The organism is Rothia sp. (in: high G+C Gram-positive bacteria) (assembly GCF_015265375.1).
Classification (GTDB): domain Bacteria; phylum Actinomycetota; class Actinomycetes; order Actinomycetales; family Micrococcaceae; genus Rothia.
In genome coordinates this window covers 15,613-36,205 of the sequence record NZ_JABZXW010000003.1, presented here as the reverse complement: position 1 = coordinate 36,205, position 20,593 = coordinate 15,613, and the positions used below count along the sequence as shown (strand labels likewise).

The following is a 20,593-nucleotide window of genomic DNA, read 5'->3' as shown; positions in this document are numbered from 1 at the left end:
AGAAAATGACTAAGAATAATCTGATGAATGCTTCTCGCCGTACCGCGTTGAAGGTTGCTGGGGCTTCGGCTGCCCTGGTGGCTGGCGGCGTGAGCGCTGCGGAGGCGGCAACTCGTTCGGGCGGTAAGCGCGCTCGCGTGACCCCGGTGACCCAGCGTCCTGGCGGACAGCGTGGTGGACAGCGCGGTCAGCACGGTGGTGGACAGCACAGTGGTGGACAGAACGGCGGCGCGGCGAGTTCTGCGCTGGTGCAGGTTCCGATGCGTTATAACGAGTCGTGCATCCGCCTGGAGTTGAAGGCGGTCTCTGGTGTGCAGGCTGTGTCTTTGCAGAGTCAGCCGGCGCGTACTGTTGCTTTCCGGAATCTGCCGACTCGCCTGAGCATTATTAATGAGGGCAATTCGACGCTGCCGGTGGGTACTCGCCTGATGGTGCGTGCTCGCGCGCAGGACCCGAAGACTGGTTTGTTGTTGAATCCTGCGGTGACTCTTCGTGTTGCCTCGGGTCAGGCGGTGCTGCCTTCGGGTAACCTGGGTGCTTCGGCCCTGGTGGCTCCTGTGGATGCTCTGAATCTTGATGCGGTGCGCCGTAGTGAACAGACCGGTCAAGCTGGTGCCGGTAGCGAGAATGTTCTGGAGTTGCGCACTGCTATTCCTCGCGGTCACCGCTTGGATGTTCAGCTGAATTATCAGGTGGCTTCGGGTGTTGCCGGTTCTGCATTGAAGCAGGTTCATGTGAGCGCTGTGCTGGATATGACGGCAGCCGGTTTGTCCTCTTCGTTCTACGAGGTGCAGAGCCCGGCTGTGGTTGCTTCACTGAACTAGCAGTTGGCCTAGTCCTTGTGAGGGATGGGCGCGGCGGGGGAGCGGCTCCGCTGTTGTGTGATTCTATACCTCTATATATAGGCGCCTGTTCAAAAAGGTATGGTGAAAGGTCGGGGTCGTTCGTGGGAACGGCCCCGACCTTTGCGTTCTCTAGTGTTTGTGTTCTCTAGCGTGCCGGCATGGGCGGCGGCTGAGATGTCCTATGCGGTTTCGGTCCTGTCGTGTTCGCCGAATGCTACCTTGACCGCGTGGTGCAGTGCTTCACGCACCATGGCGATGGCGGGGTTGGCGGCGGACTCTCGGCGTACGGCGGTAAAGATTTTGCGGCAGGGCTTGCCGGGCAGCTCCACGATGCGTAGCCCCTCGGTGGTGGAGAGGGAGGAGAGGATGAAGCCGGGCACGATGGTGACGGCGAATCCTGCTTTGACGAGGTTGGAGTTCGTAATCATGTCATTGGCGCTATAGCGGATGACCGGCTCGAATCCTGCGGTGCGGCACTGGTTGAGCGCCCAGCTGCGGGAGGTGTTCTGTTCCATTTCGAGAACCCAGGGCAGTGCGTGCGCTTCCTCAATCGAGGTGATGGTGGAGGTGCTGGGCACGATGAGGCTGAGCGGGTCTTCGGTGAGCAGCTCGGAGTGCAGTTCGGGGTATTCGGGGATGTGGTGGTGCGGGTAGGCTTCGGAGAGCACCATGTCGTATTCGCGGCTTCGGGTGAGTGAGGTTCCGGTTTCGGGGTCGATTTGCAGTACTTGCAGCGTGAGTGAGGGTGCGTGTTCGGCAAGGTAGCTGAGGGTTTCCGGTAGCAATGCGAAGGCCGCGGACTGGAAGATTGCGAGGCGGACCATGCCTGCGGGTTCGCCGGTGAGGTTGGCGACGGAGGTTTGCATGCGGTCGAGTTCGCGCAGGATGCTGCGGGCGCTGTCGACGATGATGAGTCCGGCGCTGGTGAGCTGTACGCGCCTGCCGATGCGCTGCAACAGCGGGGTGCCGGTTTCTTTTTCGAGGGTGGCAATCTGCTGGGAGACGGCGGAGGGGGTGAGGCTGAGCGCTTCTGCGGCAGCGATGACGGTGCCGCGTTCTTGGATTTCGAGGAGCATTTGCATGCGTCGGATGTCGTAGATTGACACGTTATTTCCTCCCTGGCGCGCCCGGTTGTTCTGCAGTTTGTGCCGCTGAGCTCTGCCGTGGGGCGTCTCTCATTGTGGACTCTTGTCTATGGTACCGCGTGGGCTTTGTTGCGGCTCTTTTTGAGACGGCGGGAGCCGCGGATGTGTGTGTTGGCTTGTGTGACGGGTATTTTGCGTGAACGTGATGATTCTCAGGGGCGAAGATGCTTTTGGGACTGGTTTTGAAGTGTTCGATTGTTACGAAATCGGTTCGGTATTTGCTTTCTGAAAGTGCTAGCCTGAGAGAGATGGATAGCGATGTCGCTACAAACTTCACCTTGTCTCTTCGAACAGGAGGTTCGGAGGGGGCGCGGGGTGAAAACCTCACCGCACAATCATTTAGAAAAACTAAATGGATTTTGGAAAAAACATTCAGTTTTTCTAATGAGGTATTTATTACCCTTTTGTGGTGAAATAGAGACATCGCCAAACGTGGTGTGCACCGCACACAGTAAGATAGTTAGGAGTCAAGGATGACCCATCCTTTCGCATCTGAGCACTACCAGAAGATGGCTCTGGAAGCTCGTCAGCTTGTTCGCCAGTGGGTAAACGAGTCCCAGTCGATCAAGCCCACCTTCGCAGCTGAGCAGCTCGCCGGTGTTCTGAAGGACCCCAATGGTCTTCCCTTCACCGTCGGCTTTGTTGATGGCGTTATTCGCCCCGAAGACGACAATGTCTCCGGCCGCAACCTCTCCCGCATTTCCGGTCTGGCACCTTCCTTCCTGCCCTGGTACATGAAGTCCGCTGTTGGCTTCGGCGGCAAGCTGGCTGGCAAGGTTGCATGGCCCACCGTTCCCGTTGCACGTCGCGTGCTGCGCGAGATGGTCGGTCACCTGATTGTTGACGCTTCTGAGGAGAAGCTGGGCGACGCTATCGCAGAGCTGACCAAGACCGGTAACCGCCTGAACGTTAACCTGCTCGGTGAGGCAGTTCTGGGTGACAAGGAAGCAGAGCACCGCCTGGCTGAGACCAAGCGCCTGCTGGCACGTGACGACGTTGACTACGTCTCCATCAAGGTGTCCGCAGTTTCCGGCCCCCACCAGCACTGGGCATTCGACGAGGTTGTTGAGACTGCTGTTCGCCGCCTGACCCCGCTGTACGAGCTGGCTGCTTCTTCCTCCCCCAAGAAGTTCATCAACCTGGACATGGAGGAGTACAAGGACCTGGACCTCACCATTGAGGTATTCACCAAGATCCTGGACCAGCCCCAGCTGAAGGACCTGGAAGCAGGCATCGTGCTCCAGGCATACCTGCCCGACACCCTGGCTGCAATGCAGCACCTGCAGGAGTGGTCCGCAAAGCGCGTTGCTGCTGGCGGCGCAGGCATCAAGGTCCGCCTGGTTAAGGGTGCAAACCTCTCCATGGAAATCGTGGAAGCTGTTATGCACGGCTGGCCGCTGACCACCTGGGACACCAAGCAGGCTGCTGACACCAACTACAAGCGCGTTCTGGACTACGCACTGCGCCCCGAGCACGTGAAGAACGTCCGCCTCGGTATTGCAGGCCACAACCTCTTCGACGTTGCTTTCGCACTGCTGCTGTCCGAGGACCGCGGCGTGAAGGATCGCGTCGAGTTCGAGATGCTGATTGGTATGGCTGAGCAGCAGGCAGAGATCATCCGCCGCCGCGTTGGCCACCTGCTGCTGTACGTGCCTGTCGTGAACCCCAAGGAATTCGACGTTGCTATCGCATACCTGATCCGTCGTCTCGAGGAGAATGCTTCCTCCGAGAACTTCATGTCCGGTATCTTCGACCTGGCAACCGACGAGTCCATCTTCAAGCGCGAAGAGGACCGCTTCATGCGTGCACTGAACTCCGTCACCGACGAGGTTCCCGCTTCCAAGCGCACCCAGAACCGTCTGACCGAGAACGAGGACAACGTCTTCGTGCCGGCCGGCCGCTTCGAGAACACCCCCGACACCGACCCCGCACTCTCCGGTAACCGCGAGTGGGGCCGCGCAATCCTCGAGCGTTCCAAGACCACCAAGCTGGGCATCGACACCCTCAAGGCTAACGAGCTGACCAGCGAGGCTGAGGCTGAGAAGCTGATCAAGGAAACTGAGGAAGCTGGTAAGGCATGGGGCAAGCTCTCCGGCCACGAGCGTGCAGAGATTCTGCGCAAGGTCGGTAAGGCTATCGCACTGCGCCGCGGTGACCTGCTGGAGGTTATGGCAGCTGAGGCTGGCAAGACCCTGGAGCAGGGCGACACCGAGGTCTCCGAGGCAATCGACTTCGCATACTACTACGCAATGCTGGCTGAGGACCTCGAGAAGATTGACGGCGCAAAGCCCAAGTCCGTTGACCTGACCCTGGTTGTTCCCCCGTGGAACTTCCCGACCGCTATCCCCGCCGGTGGTGTTCTGGCTGGTCTGGCTGCAGGTTCTGCTGTCATCTTCAAGCCCGCAACCATCACCGCTCGCACCGGTGCCCTGATCGCAGAGATCATGTGGGATGCAGGCGTTCCCAAGGAAGTTCTGAAGCTCGTCAAGGTTGTTGACCGCGCTGCAGGCAAGCTGCTCATCTCGCACCCCGAGGTTGACCGCCTGATCCTGACCGGTGGTTACGAGACCGCTGAGCTCTTCCGCTCCTGGCGTGATGACCTGCCCCTGTTCGGTGAGACCTCGGGTAAGAACTCCATCATCGTCACCCCGAACGCTGACATCGACCTCGCCGTCAAGGACGTCGTCTACTCGGCATTCGGCCACGCAGGTCAGAAGTGCTCCGCTGGCTCCACCGTCATCCTGGTTGGCTCCGTGGCACAGTCCGAGCGTTTCCGCCGTCAGCTGCTTGACTCCGTCAGCTCCCTGCACGTGGCACACCCGCAGGACATCGAGTCCGAGATGGGCCCCGTTGTTCAGAAGCCGGAAGAGAAGTTGCTGCGCGGTCTGACCGCCCTCGGCCCGGGCGAGCGCTGGCTCGTTCAGCCCAAGGAGCTGGACGAGACCGGTCGCCTGTGGAGCCCCGGTGTTCGCGAAGGCGTCAAGCCCGGTTCCGAGTACCACATGACCGAGTACTTCGGCCCCATCCTGGGCATCATGACCGCTGACACCCTGGAAGAGGCAATCGAGCTGCAGAACGCACCCGATTACGGTCTGACCGCAGGTCTGCACTCGCTGGATGCTGACGAGCTCGAGCTGTGGCTCTCCAAGGTTCAGGCAGGTAACCTGTACGTCAACCGTGCAATTACCGGTGCAATCGTTCAGCGTCAGCCCTTCGGTGGTTGGAAGAAGTCCACCGTGGGTTCCGGTACCAAGGCTGGTGGCCCCAGCTACCTGATCGCTCTGTCCGATTGGGAGCCCGTACAGGCAACCGCAACCGCTGTCACCCACTCCGTGACCGTCCGCGAGACCCTGGCTACCATCGAGAACTCCGAACTGGGCAAGCGCGAGGACTTCGCATTCATCAAGCGCGGTGTCTCCTCTGACGCACACGCTTGGGACACCGAGTTCGGCTTCGGCCACGATCCCTCGAAGCTGGGCGTGGAGCGCAACATCCTGCGCTACGTACCCACCCAGGTTCTGGTTCGTGCAGACGAGTCCGCATCTGCAGCAGAGACCCTGCGCGTTGTGCTCGCCGGTCTGGCAGCTAACGCACCGGTTGCTCTGTCCGTCGGTAAGGACCTGCCGGTCGACGTCCGTGGCGTCCTCGAGAACAAGGGCGTCAAGTACGAAGTCAAGTCGGACGCTCAGTTCCGCGAGTACCTGGCTTCGAACGCTAAGACCCCGGTTCGCGCACTGGCTGGTACTCCGCTGGAAGGCACCCGTATCCGCTACATCGGTAACGACGTGAAGTCCATCTACTCGGCACTGGGTGGTCGCCCGGATGTTGCAGTGTACTTCGCACCCGTCACCGAGGCTGGCCGTATCGAGATGCTGCCCTTCCTCCGCGAGCAGGCTGTTTCGATTACCGCACACCGTTTCGGTAACCCGAACCGCTTCTCCGAGCGCGTCATTTCTTCCCGCTAAGGCGCTGTGAGAGTTTAGCTCTCTAGCCTAGGCTCAGGGCCCTGCACCTTCATGGTGTGGGGCCCTGAGCCTTTTGCGTGTTTGCTAGGCTCTCTCGGGGGAGAGAGTCCTGTGTATAGAACCGTGTGTGGAAGTGATGAATAGAAGGGCGCCTAGAAGCCAATACGGTGCGGATGGTTAGGTGCACGAATAAGAAGAGGAAAATATAGTGTCTTAGAAGTGGTACGGGGGTGTTTGGACGTGCCCCGCGTTACTTCTTATGTGATAATTGGTGTAGGACGTTCCGTCATCCCACATACGGAACGACACCGTGCGCGGGACGGTCCGCGCTACGCAAGAACACACTGAAAGGACACCGCTGCTATGAGCAACGTTCCCGCAGAACTCTCTTACACTTCTGAGCACGAGTGGGTTTCCGCTCTCACCGCTGAGGGCACCGTCCGTGTTGGTATTACCGACCACGCTCAGGATGCACTGGGTGACGTCGTCTACGTCGACCTTCCCTCCGTTGGCGACTCTGTAGCTGCTGAGGATAGCTTCGGTGAGATTGAGTCCACCAAGTCTGTCTCTGACCTCTTTGCTCCCATCTCCGGTGAGATTGTTGCTGTCAACGAGGGTCTGGAGGATGACCCCGCACTGGTCAACTCCGATCCCTACGGCGAGGGCTGGATTGTTGAGATTCGCCCCGAGAACGCTGACGACCTGGCTAACCTGCTGGATGCAGAGGCGTACAAGGCTGAGCTGGCTAAGCTCTAAGTCGATAGACTCTATAGCTTTGGCGTTCCTCAGCATGAGAGGTACGTATTGATGAAACGGCGAGACCGATTGGTCTCGCCGTTTTTCATTTAAAGTGCACACAAACGCAAATAAACGGGCGCATTTAAGGTTCATCTTGAGGGTCTCTGAAGCCATCTGAGGGGCTTGAAAGAAGGCTAAACCCCTAGTGGGAGCCTCTTTCAAGTTAAATGTGATGAAAACTTCAACTATCGCGAGAAGATAAAATTTTCCTCGTAAAGCAGTCCAATATGAGATATGCGCGCTCGAAGTATTGGAATTTTGCTAAAATTGGTACTGTCTCTACTGGATAGTGTTTGATTGTGTGGCTATTTTTGGGTTCAAAAAGCCCCTGAAAAGGGCGAACTGAATAGCAAAATGCCTTGTGAGGCTATAAGATTGTCTCGAAGGTTTGCGGTTTATCATTTCGTGATAAACAACTGAACTTATCTATCACACTCTCAACACTAAGCAAAGATGTTCGGCACGAAGCGAGACTCCCGACCGGGGGAACGAGCCACTCACTCAAACTTCGGCTCGTATCGACATCGGCTGAACAAAGTACCCGAAAGACATAGATGACCTCACGCATCGATGAAAACCTCACTAACGCTGAGGTTGAACTAGAGGACGTGGAGAACGGCGACTCTGACCGTAACCCGCGTGACGTTAAGAGCCGGACCATTGGTCAGGTTCTTAGCCAGCTCGACCTGGAGTTCCCCGGAATTAGCGCATCCAAGATTCGTTTCTTGGAGGAGCGCGGTCTGGTGCACCCCAGCCGTACCGAAACCGGTTACCGCAAGTACTCCCAGACGGACATTGAGCGCCTGCGCTACATTCTCACCATGCAGCGTGATCACTACATGCCGCTCAAGGTCATCCGTCAGCATCTGGAGGACCTGGAAGCTGGTCGCGTGCTGAACTCCATGCCTGCCACCGTTAGCGAAGACGTCCTGGACAGCGTCCTCGGACCGGATGAGCAGGAAGGTCGCACCTACACCCTGCGCGAGCTGGCAGAGTACGCTAACACCACCCCCGAGCTGATCCGTGAACTGATTGATTTCGGACTGCTCGAAGATGGCTCGGATGTTGAATACACCGACTACGACGTGCTGATTGCCCGCGTGAGCGCAGAGCTGACCCAGCACGGCATTCAGCCCCGCCACCTGCGCGCATTCAAGTCTGCGGCAGACCGCGAAATCTCCCTCGTGGAAATCGCAGTGGCTCCGCTGGCATCGCGCCGCGACGCAGCCTCCCAGGCTCAGGCGCAGGAACGTGCCGACAAGATTCGCAAGTTGTGCCTGCAGCTGCACGCAACTCTCGTTGAATCGGCAATGCCTACCTACGAGTAGGCACACGAAGACGCAGGCTACCGGACAGTCTGCCGCTCGTAAACCCTGAGCGGTTCTACCGCTCTCCCCAAACGGGGATTTCCCTCGGGAATCACCGCTGACCATGGTGATTCCCTCTATAGTCCCTGCCCGCACCAACGGGTAGCGGCCTCTAGACTTGGACGAAGCCGACGCTGGCACGCTCGGAATTTCTACCCCTTCGTCCAACACGAAGAGCTTTCTCACCAGGGGGCTCCCGGCCTGCCAAGGCTATTCACTCAACTCAGCTGTAAATGCGTACGGACTACCTATCCGTACGCATTTACTTTTTAAACTCCCATGAGGGGTGGATACCCAGGAAAAGCGAACGGGATAGTGGGGGAGGGACACCTCATAAGGTGTTAACGCTGGAGAATGAATCTGAAAAGATCATTCGCTCCGGTGGGTTCAATTTTAAGTAGAGCCCTCTATCAGTTAAAATAGATTGAACAACCGCGCCTATCGCGCATCGGTCGCACTATCGAGACGTGTTCCGCGAATCGTATTGTCGAACCAATGTGTAGCATTGAAAACCGCGCCGGAACCGAAAGGAACCACGCGAATCATAGACACAGATTCTAGGGCTCCACCCTAGAATCTCACCCGAAACTCGGGTCTACACCGGAACGATATCGACCGCATTTGATAGGGCGCGGTGAAGCACTTAAAAGGGTTTAACGAAAAGGAGGGACCGTGCTAGAGCAGCAGGTAGCCGAAAATGCAGGCGAGGCCGCAGGCACCCAAGAAGCACCCCAGGGCTTCGACCAGCCCCTGGACGGCTTCGACACCCTCTTTCCCGTAGCACCGCCTCCGCGCGGTGAACAGGGCGTGCTCTTCACCGACCCTGTCTCTGTTGTCGAGGAAAATCTCGGCTACCGTGGCGCTGTCGCCTGCAAGGCAGCCGGCATCACCTACCGCCAGCTCGACTACTGGGCACGCACCAACCTAGTTGTTCCCACCGTGCGTGGCGCATCCGGCTCCGGCACCCAGCGCCTCTACAGCTTCCGCGACGTACTCGTACTCAAGATTGTGAAGCGTCTGCTCGACACCGGCGTGTCCCTGCAGCAGATTCGCACCTCCATCGAGCACCTGCGTACCCGCGGCATTGACGACCTCGCGAACATTACCCTGATGAGTGACGGCACCACCGTCTACGAATGCACCTCCCCGAGCGAAGTTATTGACCTGGTTCAGGCGGGTCAGGGTGTCTTCGGTATCGCTATCGGTCGCGTCTGGCGCGAAATCGAAATGAACCTCAACGGCCAGCCCGGCGAAGAAATGCACGAAAACTTCGAGGGCGACGAACTCGCCGCCCGCCGTGCCCGCCGCGCACAGGCATAAAACATAAAACTTAGAACAGCCCGCGTTTACCACCCGCCAGGTGGCGAGCGCGGTCTGAAGCTTTAAACCCGAGGGAATATTCAATGCCCACTTGAGAAAAAACTCAAGATACACCCCTGTCAGAGCCGGAAGAAAAGCGAAGATTCGCTAAAATAAAGGGGCATTACACCTCACTCATAAAAGGGACCTGCATGCCCCGCATCGTCAGTATCAGCAGCCTCAAAGGTGGCGTCGGCAAAACGTCCATCACTTTGGGGCTTGCCTCCGCGGCATTACACAGCGGACTCTCCACACTCGTTATTGACCTCGACCCCCACGGCGACGCCAGCACCGGTCTGGCGGTGGATGAAACCATCCCTGACGTCGCCTCCCTGATTGCCAGCTCCAATGAGCGTGCCTTCGCGGAGGAAGCCGGTAGCTCCTCCTGGAATGCGCTTGTCGGCAAGCCCACCCTGCTGACCAATAACCCCGTGACCACCGGTAGCGTGAAGGTCGCGCGCGGCTCGGCACGCTCCACCCTCGTGGACCGCCAGGATGCCGCACCGTTCATCCGCCGATTCAAGCGCATGGTGGAGGCGGCAGCGGACGCCTACGACGTCATCTTGATTGACTGCCCTCCGTTCCTCGGCACCCTGTCTTCGATGGGCTGGGCGGTGAGTGAGCGTATCCTCTCGGTCGCTGAGCCCTCCCTCTTCTCCGTGGCAGGTACCGAACGAACCCTGCGCGCTATTGTGCGCTTTCAGCAGGAAAGCGGCATCAGCATTGACGGTGCGGGCGTCATCATCAATAAGATGCGCCCCAACGACAGCGAACACCGCTATCGCCGTGACGAAATGCGCTCCCTCTTTGGCGAGCTCGTGGCAGATCCGGTGCTCGCCGAAAGCCCCGTGCTGCAGCGTGCGCAGGGCGCCGCCTACCCGATTCATTTTTGGCCCGACGAAGAGTCGGTCGACCCCGCCATTGACTTCACCCGTCTGCTGGCAGGGCTCATGGCTGACATCTAAACGCAGACATCTAAGCCTTGCTAATCCGCGGGCTCAAATAGTTTCAATGCTTGAGTGCGTCTTCTCAAGAAACAGCAGTGTTCTCAACACCGTATTCTCAGCGCTGTGTTCCTTGGGACGGCGCACTTTTGCGTATCAACAGGCAATGAGATGAGATCTTGGGAATAGCCCAGACCCTCCACGCGTTATAGTGGCAGTAACAGAAATAAGCCCGTCATCGAGGGGCACGCTGGGGAACGAGCCCAGCCTCAACACCTTAAACGAGAGGACCACATGAGCATCGAGAACGTAGAACGCATTGACGGCGTAGCACAGTACGACCTCATCGTCATCGGCTCCGGATCCGGCAACACCCTCATCGGCCCCGAATGGGACGACAAGAAGGTCGCCCTGGTCGACGGCGGTATCTTTGGCGGCACCTGTCTGAACGTTGGCTGCATCCCCACCAAGATGTACGTCTACCCGGCGACTATCGCGCAGAAGACCCGCGAGGTCAAGCACCTGGGCGTCGACGCACACGTGGACGCCGTGCACTGGGCGCAGATTCGTGACCGTATCTTCGCCTCCCGCATCGACCAGATCGCTGAAGGCGGCCGCAACTGGCGTGCCGGCCTGCCCAACGTCGATTTCTACGACCAGTACGCGCGCTTCGTCGGCTCCCACACCATCGAGCTGACCGACGGCACCCGCCTGCAGGGCCGCCAGATTGTGATTGCGGCAGGTTCCCGCGCCGTGTTGCCTCCCGTGCCCGGCATTGACTCCGCTAAGGTCTATACCAACGACAACGTCATGCGCATGGACGAACTGCCCGCACGCATGGTCGTCATCGGCGGCGGCGTGATTGCGGCAGAGTTCTCCCACGTCTTCTCCGCATTCGGCACCGAGGTAACCCAGCTGAACCGCTCCTCCCGCCTGCTGCGCGGCGTGGATGAAGAGGTCGTGGCACGCTTCGAAGAAGCCGCAAGCAAGCAGTGGAACATCGTCAAGAATGCTGGCCTCTCCGAAATCCGTGAGAACGCCGACGGCAGCGTGACCGTCGTAGCGAAGGGCACCACCGAGAACGGTGAAGAGCTGCTCGAAATCCCTGCGGATGCTGTGCTCGTGGCAACCGGTCGCCGCCCCAACACCGACACCCTCAACGCGAAGAATTACTTCGACGTGCAGGACGGCGGTCAGCTCAGCGTCGATAAGTACCAGCGCGTGCTCTACAACGGCGCACCCGTACCCGGCGTCTACGCCCTCGGTGACGTATCCAGTCGCTACCAGCTCAAGCACGTGGCAAACCACGAGGCACGCGTCGTGCAGCACAACCTCAGCCACCCCGAGGACCTGCGCGCAAGCGACCACCGCTACGTACCCGGTGCTGTCTTCACCAACCCGCAGATCGCCGTGGTCGGCATGACCGAAGAGCAGGCACGCCAGGCGGCTGAGCGTGAAGGCTATGAGATTACCGTCAAGGCACAGAACTTTGGCGACACCGCCTACGGCTGGGCAATGGAAGACAAGATCGGCCTGTGCAAGCTGATTGCCCGCAAGGACAACGGTGAGCTGCTCGGCGCGCACCTGGTCGGTGAAGAGTCCTCCGTGCTCATCCAGCCGCTGCTGCAGGCAATGAGCTTCGGCATGGATGCGCGCACCCTCGCACGCGGCCAGTACTGGATTCACCCGGCACTGACCGAAATCGTTGAGAACGCGTTGCTCGGCCTGGAATTCGACGAGCCTGCCAACTAACGCCCGCCAACTAACGCCGGCTAGATAACGCCCGGAAGCCGAGGCTTTGGGCGGTCAGCATACACGAGCCAATATACGAGAGGAGGGGGTCGTACCACTTAGATACGACCCCCTCCTCTCGTTATGCCAGCCGGAGCCGGTTAGTCGTTGTCGCTTTTAGGCTTCTTCTCAGCCTTCTTAGCTTCTGCCTTCTCAGCAGGAGCTTCAGCGGAAGCATCCTCTGCCTTTTCCGCCTTCTCTTCCTGCGGCTTCTGCATACGCTCAGCCGCCTGCTCACGCAGCTCCTCAAGCTTCTCAGCTGCCTGCTCGCGCAGCTCAGCAAGACGCTCCGTCTGCTGGTCAGCATACTCGTGCAGACGCTCGGCTGCCTGCTCACGCAGTTCAGCGAACTTCTCAGACTGCTCCGCAGCGTACTCCTGCAGGCGAGCCAAGGAATCCGAAGTGCTATCGGAAACCTTGCCGTACATCTCATCCACGTAGGAGGAGAAGTCCTGCAGAATCTTCGCGCGGCGCAGCTTCTGCGAAGGAGTCAGGTAACCATCTTCCTCGGTCAGATCACGGTTCATGATGCGGAACTCGCGAATACCCTCGGCGCGGGAAACCAGCTGGTTCGCCTCATCCACGAGCTTCTGAATTGCGGCACGAACCGCCGGGTGAACGGCAGCCTCCGGGATGGAGAGCGAACGCGGCAGACCCAGGTGCTCGAGCTGCTCGGGCAGGGTATCCGGATCCAAGGTCACCAGCGCCGCAATGAACGGCTTCTCATCGCCGACCAGCATCGCCTGAGACACCAGGGGAGAGGTGCGCAGATGGTTCTCCGCAATGCCCGGAATGACGTTCTTACCGCCGGCGGTGACGATGATTTCCTTCTTGCGGCCCACAATCTTCAGGTAGCCCCGCTCATCGAAACGAGCCAGGTCACCGGTGCGGAACCAGCCGTCCTCGGTGAACGCCTGAGCGTCCTCTTCGGGGTTCTTGTAGTAGCTGCTAATCACGCCCACGCCGCGGACCAGAAGCTCACCGTCCTCAGCGATGTAGCCTTCGGAACCGGGGATGAGCGGGCCAATCATGCCAATCTGGTACGGGTTGATGCGGCCAGCCGCAATCGGGGCGCAGGTCTCGGTCAGGCCGTAACCCTCAACCACCTGCACACCCACCGCGTGGAAGAAGTGCGCCAGGCGCTCGCCGAGGGGACCGCCGCCGGAGACCGCGTAGCGCAGCTCGCCGCCCAGAGCCGCACGCAGCTTCGAGTAGACCAGCTTGTCGTAGAGAGCGTACTGCGCCGCCAGCTTCAGCGGGACACGGCCCTCAACCTTCGCCTGTGACCAGCGCACCGCAATATCGGTGGAACGCTCAAAGAGCGACTTATTGAACTTGCCGCCCTTAGCCGCCTTCGCCATGGCGCCCTCGTACACCTTCTCAAAGACGCGGGGCACCACCAGCAGCATGGTCGGCTTGAAGCTATCCAAGTCAGCAGCCAGGTTCTTAATATTGGGGGAGTGACCGATGACCAGACCGGCATCCAGTGCCAGCACCTGAATCAGACGCGCCAGAACGTGCGCCAGCGGCAAGAAAAGAATGGAGGAGTTGCGGGAGTTCGCAATCTCGGGTTCGACCATTTTGGTGTTGACACTCAGGTTTAGGAAGTGGCCGTGAGTCAGCGCGCAACCCTTGGGGCGGCCGGTCGTGCCGGAGGTATACACAATGGTCGCGATGTCATCACAGCCGGCAGCGGAACGTACCTGCTCCAGCTGCTCATCGCTCACCTCGGACGCGCGAGCGCTGAGGGTATCAAGGTCGCCGTTCTCAATGACCCAGCGGTGCTTCAACTGCATGGGTTCCTCAGTCGTGGAGGCGAACTCCTCAGCCTCAGCCACACGATTCAGGAGCTTCTCATCCTCGACAAAGATAGCGACAGCCTCAGAATGGGACAGTGCCCACGCCGCCTGGGCGGCAGCGTTCGTCTCGTACACCGGCACGGAGATGGCGCCCGCGTACCAAATCGCGAAGTCAATGACGGTCCATTCAAAACGGGTGCGGCTCATAATGCCCACACGGTCACCCGGGCGGATACCCGCAGCAATCATGCCCTTCGCCAGATCGGTCACCATCTGGTGGAACTGCTGGGCTCGAACCGGCTGCCAGTTACCCGGCGACATCTGTCGACGGTAGAGCACCGGGTTGGAACTATCGGCTCGGTGGCGCTCAACAATGCTTGTCAGGTTCAGCGAGGGGTCGACGAGAACCTCAGCGGGAGCGGAGAAGACTTTCATAATGCGCCTTTCGAATCAGGGCGTGAGCCCGTGGCGGATCCGGTGCCGCGGGCTGTCCTCGATGGTTCGAGGTGCCGTGATGGCTTTCTGGTTGTTCTGCTCGCCGCGGCGGGTGATGCATTCGCCGGTGTGCAGCGGGCGGAACTATCAGAATTTAGTGGTTTAGGGATGCGACAAAAGCTTGAACGGTAGAGAAAAGATACTCGGCGTCGTAGTCGAGCGTTGCCACATGGTAGCTGCGGGTCAGCCACCTAAATTCTACAGGAACTGAACAATGTTCGAGAAAATATTTATGGGAGCTATCCGACACAGTATGATCGCCCAGTGAACGCGCATACAGCACCGGCGCCTTCAACTGCGGAATCAGCGCACGCGTCTCAGCACCCAAAAGATGCAGCTGATGCACCGCCGCCGTCGGAACGATAGAATACGCACCCTCGCTCACGCCAGGAATCGCAATATCGGAGCCAATAGCCTTGAGCATCGGCAGAACCTTAGAGACCTTGCCCGCGTGGCGCATCATCGGGTTCACATCCACCATGTAGGGGTTGATCAACACCGTACCCGCCACCGGCAGACGCGCCGACAGGTGAGTTGCCACCGTGCCACCCATCGACATGCCAATGACCACCACACGCAGACCCTGATCGGTCAGGCGGCGGTACCCCTGCTCGGCAGAAGCCAGCCACTGCTCATAGGTGCTATCACGCAAATCCTGCCATCGGGTGCCGTGGCCGGTCAGCAGCGGCATCTCCACCGCAAACCCGAGCTCCATAAAATGCTGAGCCAACGGGCGCATACTGTGCGGCGAACCCGTAAAACCGTGCACCAGCAAAATACCCACAGAATGCTGCGCATGGTCAGGGGTAAAAGAAACGGGGGAGTGATCGAACGTCTCCTGGTCGCCCTCGAGGCGACGCGCCAAGGAGTCCTTAACATTTTGGGTTGCTAGAAGCCTGCGCTCGCGAGCCTTGCGGCGCATCCGCTTGAGCGGCTCCAACGAGTTATCGAAAATGCTCATGGTCCTCCTTAGCCAACCTGCGCGAATATGAACGCAGGTGCAGGCTCTATAGCGTACCCCGGTGGGGCGCCACAGATACAGCGCCGATGCTGGTATATCGCCCCCAGCGCACCCAGCACACCGGTGCGCAGAAAAATCGTTCTCTTTTCTTTAATTATCGCGCGTTCTCTCGCGCCTCTCCAGACACGCTAGAATTGAGCCGGGAACATTCAGAGAGGAGACCCCATGCCTAACACCGCCCTCTATTCAACGCTCAAGATTCTTGGCTCCCCCCTGCTGCAGGGACTGTACCACCATGACGTGGTGGGTCTAGAGAATCTGCCCGAGGGTCCCTACATCGTCGCCAGCAACCACCTGGCGTTCTGCGACTCCATTTTCATTCCTCTCGCCATGCCTCGCACCGTGAACTTCCTCGCCAAGAGCGACTACTTCACCACCCCCGGCGTGAAGGGCCGTGCCATGGCGGCGTTCTTCCGCGGCGTCGGTCAGCTGCCCATGGACCGTTCGGGTGGCCAGAAGAGCCAGGAATCCCTCAACGCTGGCGCGCAGGTCCTCAAGGACGGCGGCGTTATTGGCATCTATCCCGAGGGCACCCGCAGCCCCGATGGACGCGGTTACCGCCCCAAGGTTGGCGTCGCCCGCCTCGCCCTGGAAACCGGCGTGCCCGTGGTGCCCGTCGGACAGATTGGTACCGACCTGATTCAGCCCTCCGGCTCGAACCGTATTCGCCTGCGCCACGACGGCAAGCCCATCCAGGTGCGCACCATTATTGGCAAGCCCCTCACCTTCGAGGAGTACACCGACGGAACGGACACGAGCTACCGCGTTCAGCGTGAAATCGCCGACCGTATCGGCTCTGAGATTCGTGCCCTCAGCGGCCAGGAATACGTGAACGTGTACGCCGACCGCGTCAAGAAGCTCATGGCTGATAAGAACATGAGCGCTGACGAAGCAGTCGCGCACCTGCAGCACTAGACCTGCAGTACTAGACATTGAGACAGCACCCCAAACGGGTGCGCACATACGCCAGAGGGCGGGATGCGGTACGCGCCGCATCCCGCCCTTTCGTATGCCGTTCTGCAACGGCACTTATCAACCCGCTTATCGCCGATACCGGGTGGCGCTATCTAAACATGTGAGATGTACCTGACTGCAGGGTTAGGTGTTGAAGCAAGCAAGAGTACAATTAGTCTATTCATCCCTGAGAACCACGTGCACGCACGCCGAACACGGCGCACCGGGCACCCGAACCAGGGCTGAATCAGAAAACGCACAAGACCATCCCGATGGAGTGAAGATGAGCAACCAAAACCTCAGCACCTCGCAGGCCCCCGACCACGGCCTGGACACCTGGCGCGAGCTGCACATTGACCAGCAGCCCACCTGGAGCGAGCACGAAGATTTTGAAAGCACCATCGCCGAGCTGAACTCGGTACCGCCGCTCGTCTTCGCCGGTGAGGTCGACGCAATGCGTCAGGCACTCGGTGAGGTTGCTGAAGGCCGCGCATTCCTCCTGCAGGGCGGCGACTGTGCAGAAACCTTCGCGGGCGCAACCGCCGACAAGATTTCCGGCCGCGTCAAGACCATCCTGCAGATGTCTGCAGTGCTCACCTACGGCGCATCCATGCCCGTGGTGAAGATGGGCCGCATGGCGGGCCAGTTCTCCAAGCCGCGTTCGGCAGATATGGAAACCCGCGGCGACGTCACCCTGCCCTCCTTCCGCGGTGAGACCGTCAACGGCTTCGACTTCACCCCCGAAGCACGCGTACACGACCCCAAGCGCATGCTGCGCGGCTACCACACCAGCGCCTCCACCCTGAACCTGGTGCGCGCCTTCACCAAGGGCGGCTTCGCAGACCTGCGCGCCGTGCACCAGTGGAACCGCGGCTTCACCGCTAACCCCGCGCACGAGCGTTACGAGAAGACCGCCAACGAAATCGGCCGCGCCCTCAAGTTCATGGAAGCCTGCGGCGTGAACTTCGAAGCTCTCAAGACCACCGACATGTACGTAGGCCACGAGGCACTCGTACTGGACTACGAGCGTGCCCTCACCCGCATCGACTCGCGCACCCAGCTGCCCTACGACACCTCCGCACACTTCCTGTGGATTGGCGAGCGCACCCGCGGCGTCGACGACGCACACGTGGACTTCCTCTCCAAGGTCCGCAACCCCATCGGCGTGAAGCTGGGCCCGACCACCACCGCAGAGGACGCACTCGCACTGATCGACAAGCTCGACCCGAACCGCGAGCCCGGCCGCCTGACCTTCATCACCCGCATGGGCGCGAAGAACATTCGCGAGAAGCTGCCCTCGATCGTTGAGGGCGTGCAGGCTGAAGGCGCGAAGGTTGTTTGGGTAACCGACCCGATGCACGGCAACACCATCTCCGTGCCCTCCGGCTACAAGACCCGCCGCTTCGACGACGTGCTCGACGAGGTTCGCGGCTTCTTCGAGGTGCACGAGGCTCTGGGTTCGTTCCCCGGCGGTATCCACGTGGAAATGACCGGCGACGACGTGACCGAGTGCCTGGGTGGCTCCGACGCCATCGACGAGGCAGCACTGGCTGACCGCTACGAGTCCCTGTGCGACCCGCGCCTGAACCACTCGCAGTCCCTGGAAATCGCGTTCCTGGTCTCCGAGTACCTCAAGAACCGCGCATAAAACGCTCACGCTTTTCACCGCGATAGTTGGCGGAGAGTAGCAGACGCGACAATGCCCGGGTCTTCACTCACACTGAGTGAAGACCCGGGCAATTGCTTTTAACCTGCGCGCGGTATATAGCGCGAAGACAAAGTTTAGAAGGTCAGGAACGCCTCAATATTGCGCCACCACTGCGACTGCACGAGCGAGGTCGCAAGCCACCAGCCGGTGAAGCTCGACCCCATACCCAGCAGAATGAGCGCCAGAGCCCAGCCGCCCACCGCCATACCAGAGGGCGGAGTCCTAAACTGCTTAGCGGGCAGGCGAGGATCCTTCTGCGAAGACTGCTCGGATTCCTGTGAAGAAACGGTCTCCTCATCCGGTGAAGCCTCAGCGGCGCTCGCCGACCCCTTAGACTTCGGGCGGCGCGCACCCGAGGGGTTCAAGGAACGCTCCGCGTGAATCGGGGCGTACTCGCCGTTAGCCGAGATGAACTCCTGCTCCGTCTGCGGACCAATGCCGACGGACTGAGTCAGCGGGCCCTTCGCCGCGGAGGCACGGCGGCCCATGAACGACCCCAGGCCGCGCTTACCGGACTTGCCCTTTGCGCCGTCGTGCTCCTGGTCAGCGTCAGATTCGTCATCGTCGGAGGCGGAACGCACCAGCGGCGGAATGCCCTGGCGGTTCAGCACGGAGTCCTCGGCGTCAACGTCGGCAAGGTGCACGCCCTGACCCGCCGCCGAGGCATCGTACACGAGGCTGTCGGGGGAATAGACGTCATACGCCAGAAGGTCGCGGGCATCGCTAAATGCGCTAATCGGGGTGTTACGCACCATCTGCGCGGCGCCGCTACGCTCCGCAATGTCCGCCACAGCCTCCCAGAGAGGAAGCTCCGGCTCCGGGCACGAGGGTGCACGCCATGCACGCTCGGACTCACCCAACGACTCAGAAATCTCCAGCAGAGCCGTGAACAGCTCGGTCGCATCCTCGGGGCGGGCGTGAGGCTGCTTGCGGGTACACCACGAAATCAGCCCCGCAATATCGCGGTCCGCACCCGGCGCCACATCGGTCAGCGCGGGCATCTCAATATTGGCGTTATGGTAGAGCACCTGCTGGTCATTCTCCAGGCCCACAAAGGGCAGGCGGCCGGAAAGCATGCGGTACATCATCACGCCGAGCGCAAAAATATCAGCCTGCGCGCCGACCTTCACCTTCGGATCCAGAACCTCCGGCGCCACGTAGGCGGGGGTACCCATGGGGGCGCCCGCATCCACCTGATCGTCACGGCGGGAGAGCCCAAAGTCCGTGAGCTTTACCTGGCCGTTAGCGTCGAGAAGAATATTGCCCGGCTTAATATCGCCGTGCAGGTAGCGGTTGGCGTGAACCTCGGAGAGCGCCTCCACCACCGGAATGAGGATGTCCAGCGCCTCACCCAGGGAAAGCGCGTTACGCACACGCAGCAGCTGGCTCAGGGTACAACCGTGCACGTACTCGAGCACGATGTACATAACCATCTGACCGGAAAAATACTCGGTACCCGAAGAAATCACGCCCACCGTATGTCCGCCGCCGCCCACCTGGCGCATCGAACGCTCTTCACGGTGGAATTTCTGGCGGTTTGCCGCATCCTCAGCGAGGGCGGGGGAGAGGACCTTGAGCGCGACCGGGTTATTCGACCACAGGTCCAGCGCGTAATACACCTCGCTCATGCCGCCGCGGCCAATGAGCGAACCCACCTGGTAGTGACCCTCAATAATGGCGCCACTGAGCCACTGCGAAGAACCAATAGCGGTATCCGGGGCAGCGGGACGAGTGGCGGGAGGAACAGAAGTATTAGAAGAACGGGGGTTCACGGGAGAAATCCGGCGTGGGCTGGGAGTATTCATACGTCTCAACATTTTAGCCCGCCCACCTGGGCAGACGCGATGCCAAAGAGCACCGAGCAGGTGAACACTCAGCGAACTCTTAAGAAGCGCTGGCGGTTCCGACCCCAACGCACGAACAGCGGGCAGCACGCAGGAACGAAAGAATCCGGGAGGGGCGCCGAACCTGCGGCGGGTCAAAAGTGGTAAATACGTGCCAGCTCTGGCACTCTTAAAAGGTGACTAACGAAAATATTGCTCAGACCTTCGCCCTCGTCGGCGAGTGGGTAACCATCCCCGAAATTGCGCAGGCCCTCGACCTGAAGGTGACCCGCGTTCACAACCTGATTTCTGACGGTACGCTCATCGCTCTGCGCGACCCGGAAACCAACGTGCGCAAGGTTCCCGCACTGTTCCTGAACGGTTCGCGAGTACTCGAATCCCTCAAGGGCACCCTCGTGGTCCTGAAGGATTCCGGCTTCAGCGATGAAGAAGCCATCGTGTGGCTGTACACCAACGACGAATCCCTGCCCGGCCGCCCGATTGACGCACTGATCGACGGTCGCAAGACTGAGATCCGTCGCCGTGCGCAGGCACTCGCCTGGTAATACTAACCTGGTA

General features: G+C 59.9%; 14 protein-coding genes. 10 read left to right on the top strand and 4 right to left on the bottom strand.

The genetic code is table 11. The features are described from left to right. Window positions 1-5 precede the first annotated feature (5 nt). Entirely contained in the window at window positions 6-824 is an 819-nt protein-coding gene (locus HXO69_RS01080; RefSeq protein ID WP_296544781.1) for a transcriptional initiation protein Tat, read from the top strand. 200 nt (window positions 825-1,024) lie between these two features. Here HXO69_RS01080 and HXO69_RS01075 read toward each other — a convergent pair whose 3' ends face one another. After that, the gene (locus HXO69_RS01075; RefSeq protein WP_296544779.1) at window positions 1,025-1,951 is read right to left on the bottom strand and encodes a LysR family transcriptional regulator; all 927 of its coding nucleotides are present in this window, start codon (window positions 1,949-1,951) and stop codon (window positions 1,025-1,027) included. A 512-nt stretch (window positions 1,952-2,463) separates the two neighbouring features. On the opposite strand from HXO69_RS01075, the gene HXO69_RS01070 reads away from it, so the two are divergent. From HXO69_RS01070 to HXO69_RS01045, 6 genes are all read left to right on the top strand, one after another. Next, window positions 2,464-5,955 (top strand): bifunctional proline dehydrogenase/L-glutamate gamma-semialdehyde dehydrogenase, encoded by a 3,492-nt coding sequence (locus tag HXO69_RS01070; RefSeq protein WP_296544778.1) that lies wholly within the window; start codon window positions 2,464-2,466, stop codon window positions 5,953-5,955. 363 nt (window positions 5,956-6,318) lie between these two features. Further along, complete coding sequence (gcvH, locus tag HXO69_RS01065; protein WP_294627101.1) at window positions 6,319-6,711, top strand: glycine cleavage system protein GcvH; 393 nt, start codon at window positions 6,319-6,321, stop codon at window positions 6,709-6,711. 596 nt (window positions 6,712-7,307) lie between these two features. After that, window positions 7,308-8,081, top strand: a complete 774-nt coding sequence (locus HXO69_RS01060) for a MerR family transcriptional regulator (RefSeq protein WP_070830439.1) — start codon at window positions 7,308-7,310, stop codon at window positions 8,079-8,081. Window positions 8,082-8,792: 711 nt separating this feature from the next. Further along, on the top strand, window positions 8,793-9,440 hold the full coding sequence (locus tag HXO69_RS01055; protein ID WP_296544775.1) for a MerR family transcriptional regulator: 648 nt from the start codon (window positions 8,793-8,795) through the stop codon (window positions 9,438-9,440). Window positions 9,441-9,631: 191 nt separating this feature from the next. Then, a complete protein-coding gene (locus tag HXO69_RS01050; RefSeq protein WP_296544773.1) occupies window positions 9,632-10,444 on the top strand; it encodes a ParA family protein in 813 nt (270 codons plus the stop codon). Window positions 10,445-10,717: 273 nt separating this feature from the next. Then, a complete protein-coding gene (locus HXO69_RS01045) occupies window positions 10,718-12,175 on the top strand; it encodes a mycothione reductase (protein WP_296544771.1) in 1,458 nt (485 codons plus the stop codon). 140 nt (window positions 12,176-12,315) lie between these two features. On the opposite strand, the gene HXO69_RS01040 is transcribed toward HXO69_RS01045, so the two are convergent. Both HXO69_RS01040 and HXO69_RS01035 read right to left on the bottom strand, forming a co-directional pair. Then, a complete protein-coding gene (locus HXO69_RS01040) occupies window positions 12,316-14,448 on the bottom strand; it encodes an AMP-binding protein (protein ID WP_296544769.1) in 2,133 nt (710 codons plus the stop codon). A 154-nt stretch (window positions 14,449-14,602) separates the two neighbouring features. Further along, window positions 14,603-15,469 carry a carboxylesterase gene (locus tag HXO69_RS01035; RefSeq protein ID WP_296544768.1) on the bottom strand — a complete coding sequence of 289 codons (867 nt, stop codon included), beginning with the start codon at window positions 15,467-15,469 and terminating at the stop codon, window positions 14,603-14,605. 225 nt (window positions 15,470-15,694) lie between these two features. Between HXO69_RS01035 and HXO69_RS01030 the strand changes: the two genes are divergently transcribed. After that, window positions 15,695-16,444, top strand: a complete 750-nt coding sequence (locus tag HXO69_RS01030) for a 1-acyl-sn-glycerol-3-phosphate acyltransferase (RefSeq protein ID WP_296544766.1) — start codon at window positions 15,695-15,697, stop codon at window positions 16,442-16,444. A 322-nt stretch (window positions 16,445-16,766) separates the two neighbouring features. Continuing rightward, window positions 16,767-18,131, top strand: coding sequence for a class II 3-deoxy-7-phosphoheptulonate synthase (locus HXO69_RS01025; protein ID WP_296544765.1), 1,365 nt, complete (start codon window positions 16,767-16,769; stop codon window positions 18,129-18,131). Window positions 18,132-18,265: 134 nt separating this feature from the next. Here HXO69_RS01025 and HXO69_RS01020 read toward each other — a convergent pair whose 3' ends face one another. Beyond that, a complete protein-coding gene (locus HXO69_RS01020; RefSeq protein ID WP_296544763.1) occupies window positions 18,266-19,963 on the bottom strand; it encodes a serine/threonine-protein kinase in 1,698 nt (565 codons plus the stop codon). Between the two features lie 248 nt (window positions 19,964-20,211). Between HXO69_RS01020 and HXO69_RS01015 the strand changes: the two genes are divergently transcribed. Then, complete coding sequence (locus HXO69_RS01015; RefSeq protein WP_296544761.1) at window positions 20,212-20,580, top strand: Rv2175c family DNA-binding protein; 369 nt, start codon at window positions 20,212-20,214, stop codon at window positions 20,578-20,580. The last annotated feature ends 13 nt before the right edge of the window (window positions 20,581-20,593 follow it).

Excerpts from the sequence above, each read along its gene's own strand:
- HXO69_RS01080 (WP_296544781.1), top strand. The coding sequence starts at position 6 with ATGACTAAGAATAATCTGATGAATGCTTCTCGCCGTACCGCGTTGAAG.
- HXO69_RS01070 (WP_296544778.1), top strand. The coding sequence starts at position 2,464 with ATGACCCATCCTTTCGCATCTGAGCACTACCAGAAGATGGCTCTGGAA.
- gcvH (WP_294627101.1), top strand. The coding sequence starts at position 6,319 with ATGAGCAACGTTCCCGCAGAACTCTCTTACACTTCTGAGCACGAGTGG.
- HXO69_RS01060 (WP_070830439.1), top strand. The coding sequence starts at position 7,308 with ATGACCTCACGCATCGATGAAAACCTCACTAACGCTGAGGTTGAACTA.
- HXO69_RS01050 (WP_296544773.1), top strand. The coding sequence starts at position 9,632 with ATGCCCCGCATCGTCAGTATCAGCAGCCTCAAAGGTGGCGTCGGCAAA.
- HXO69_RS01045 (WP_296544771.1), top strand. The coding sequence starts at position 10,718 with ATGAGCATCGAGAACGTAGAACGCATTGACGGCGTAGCACAGTACGAC.
- HXO69_RS01040 (WP_296544769.1), bottom strand. The coding sequence starts at position 14,448 with ATGAAAGTCTTCTCCGCTCCCGCTGAGGTTCTCGTCGACCCCTCGCTG.
- HXO69_RS01035 (WP_296544768.1), bottom strand. The coding sequence starts at position 15,469 with ATGAGCATTTTCGATAACTCGTTGGAGCCGCTCAAGCGGATGCGCCGC.
- HXO69_RS01030 (WP_296544766.1), top strand. The coding sequence starts at position 15,695 with ATGCCTAACACCGCCCTCTATTCAACGCTCAAGATTCTTGGCTCCCCC.
- HXO69_RS01025 (WP_296544765.1), top strand. The coding sequence starts at position 16,767 with ATGAGCAACCAAAACCTCAGCACCTCGCAGGCCCCCGACCACGGCCTG.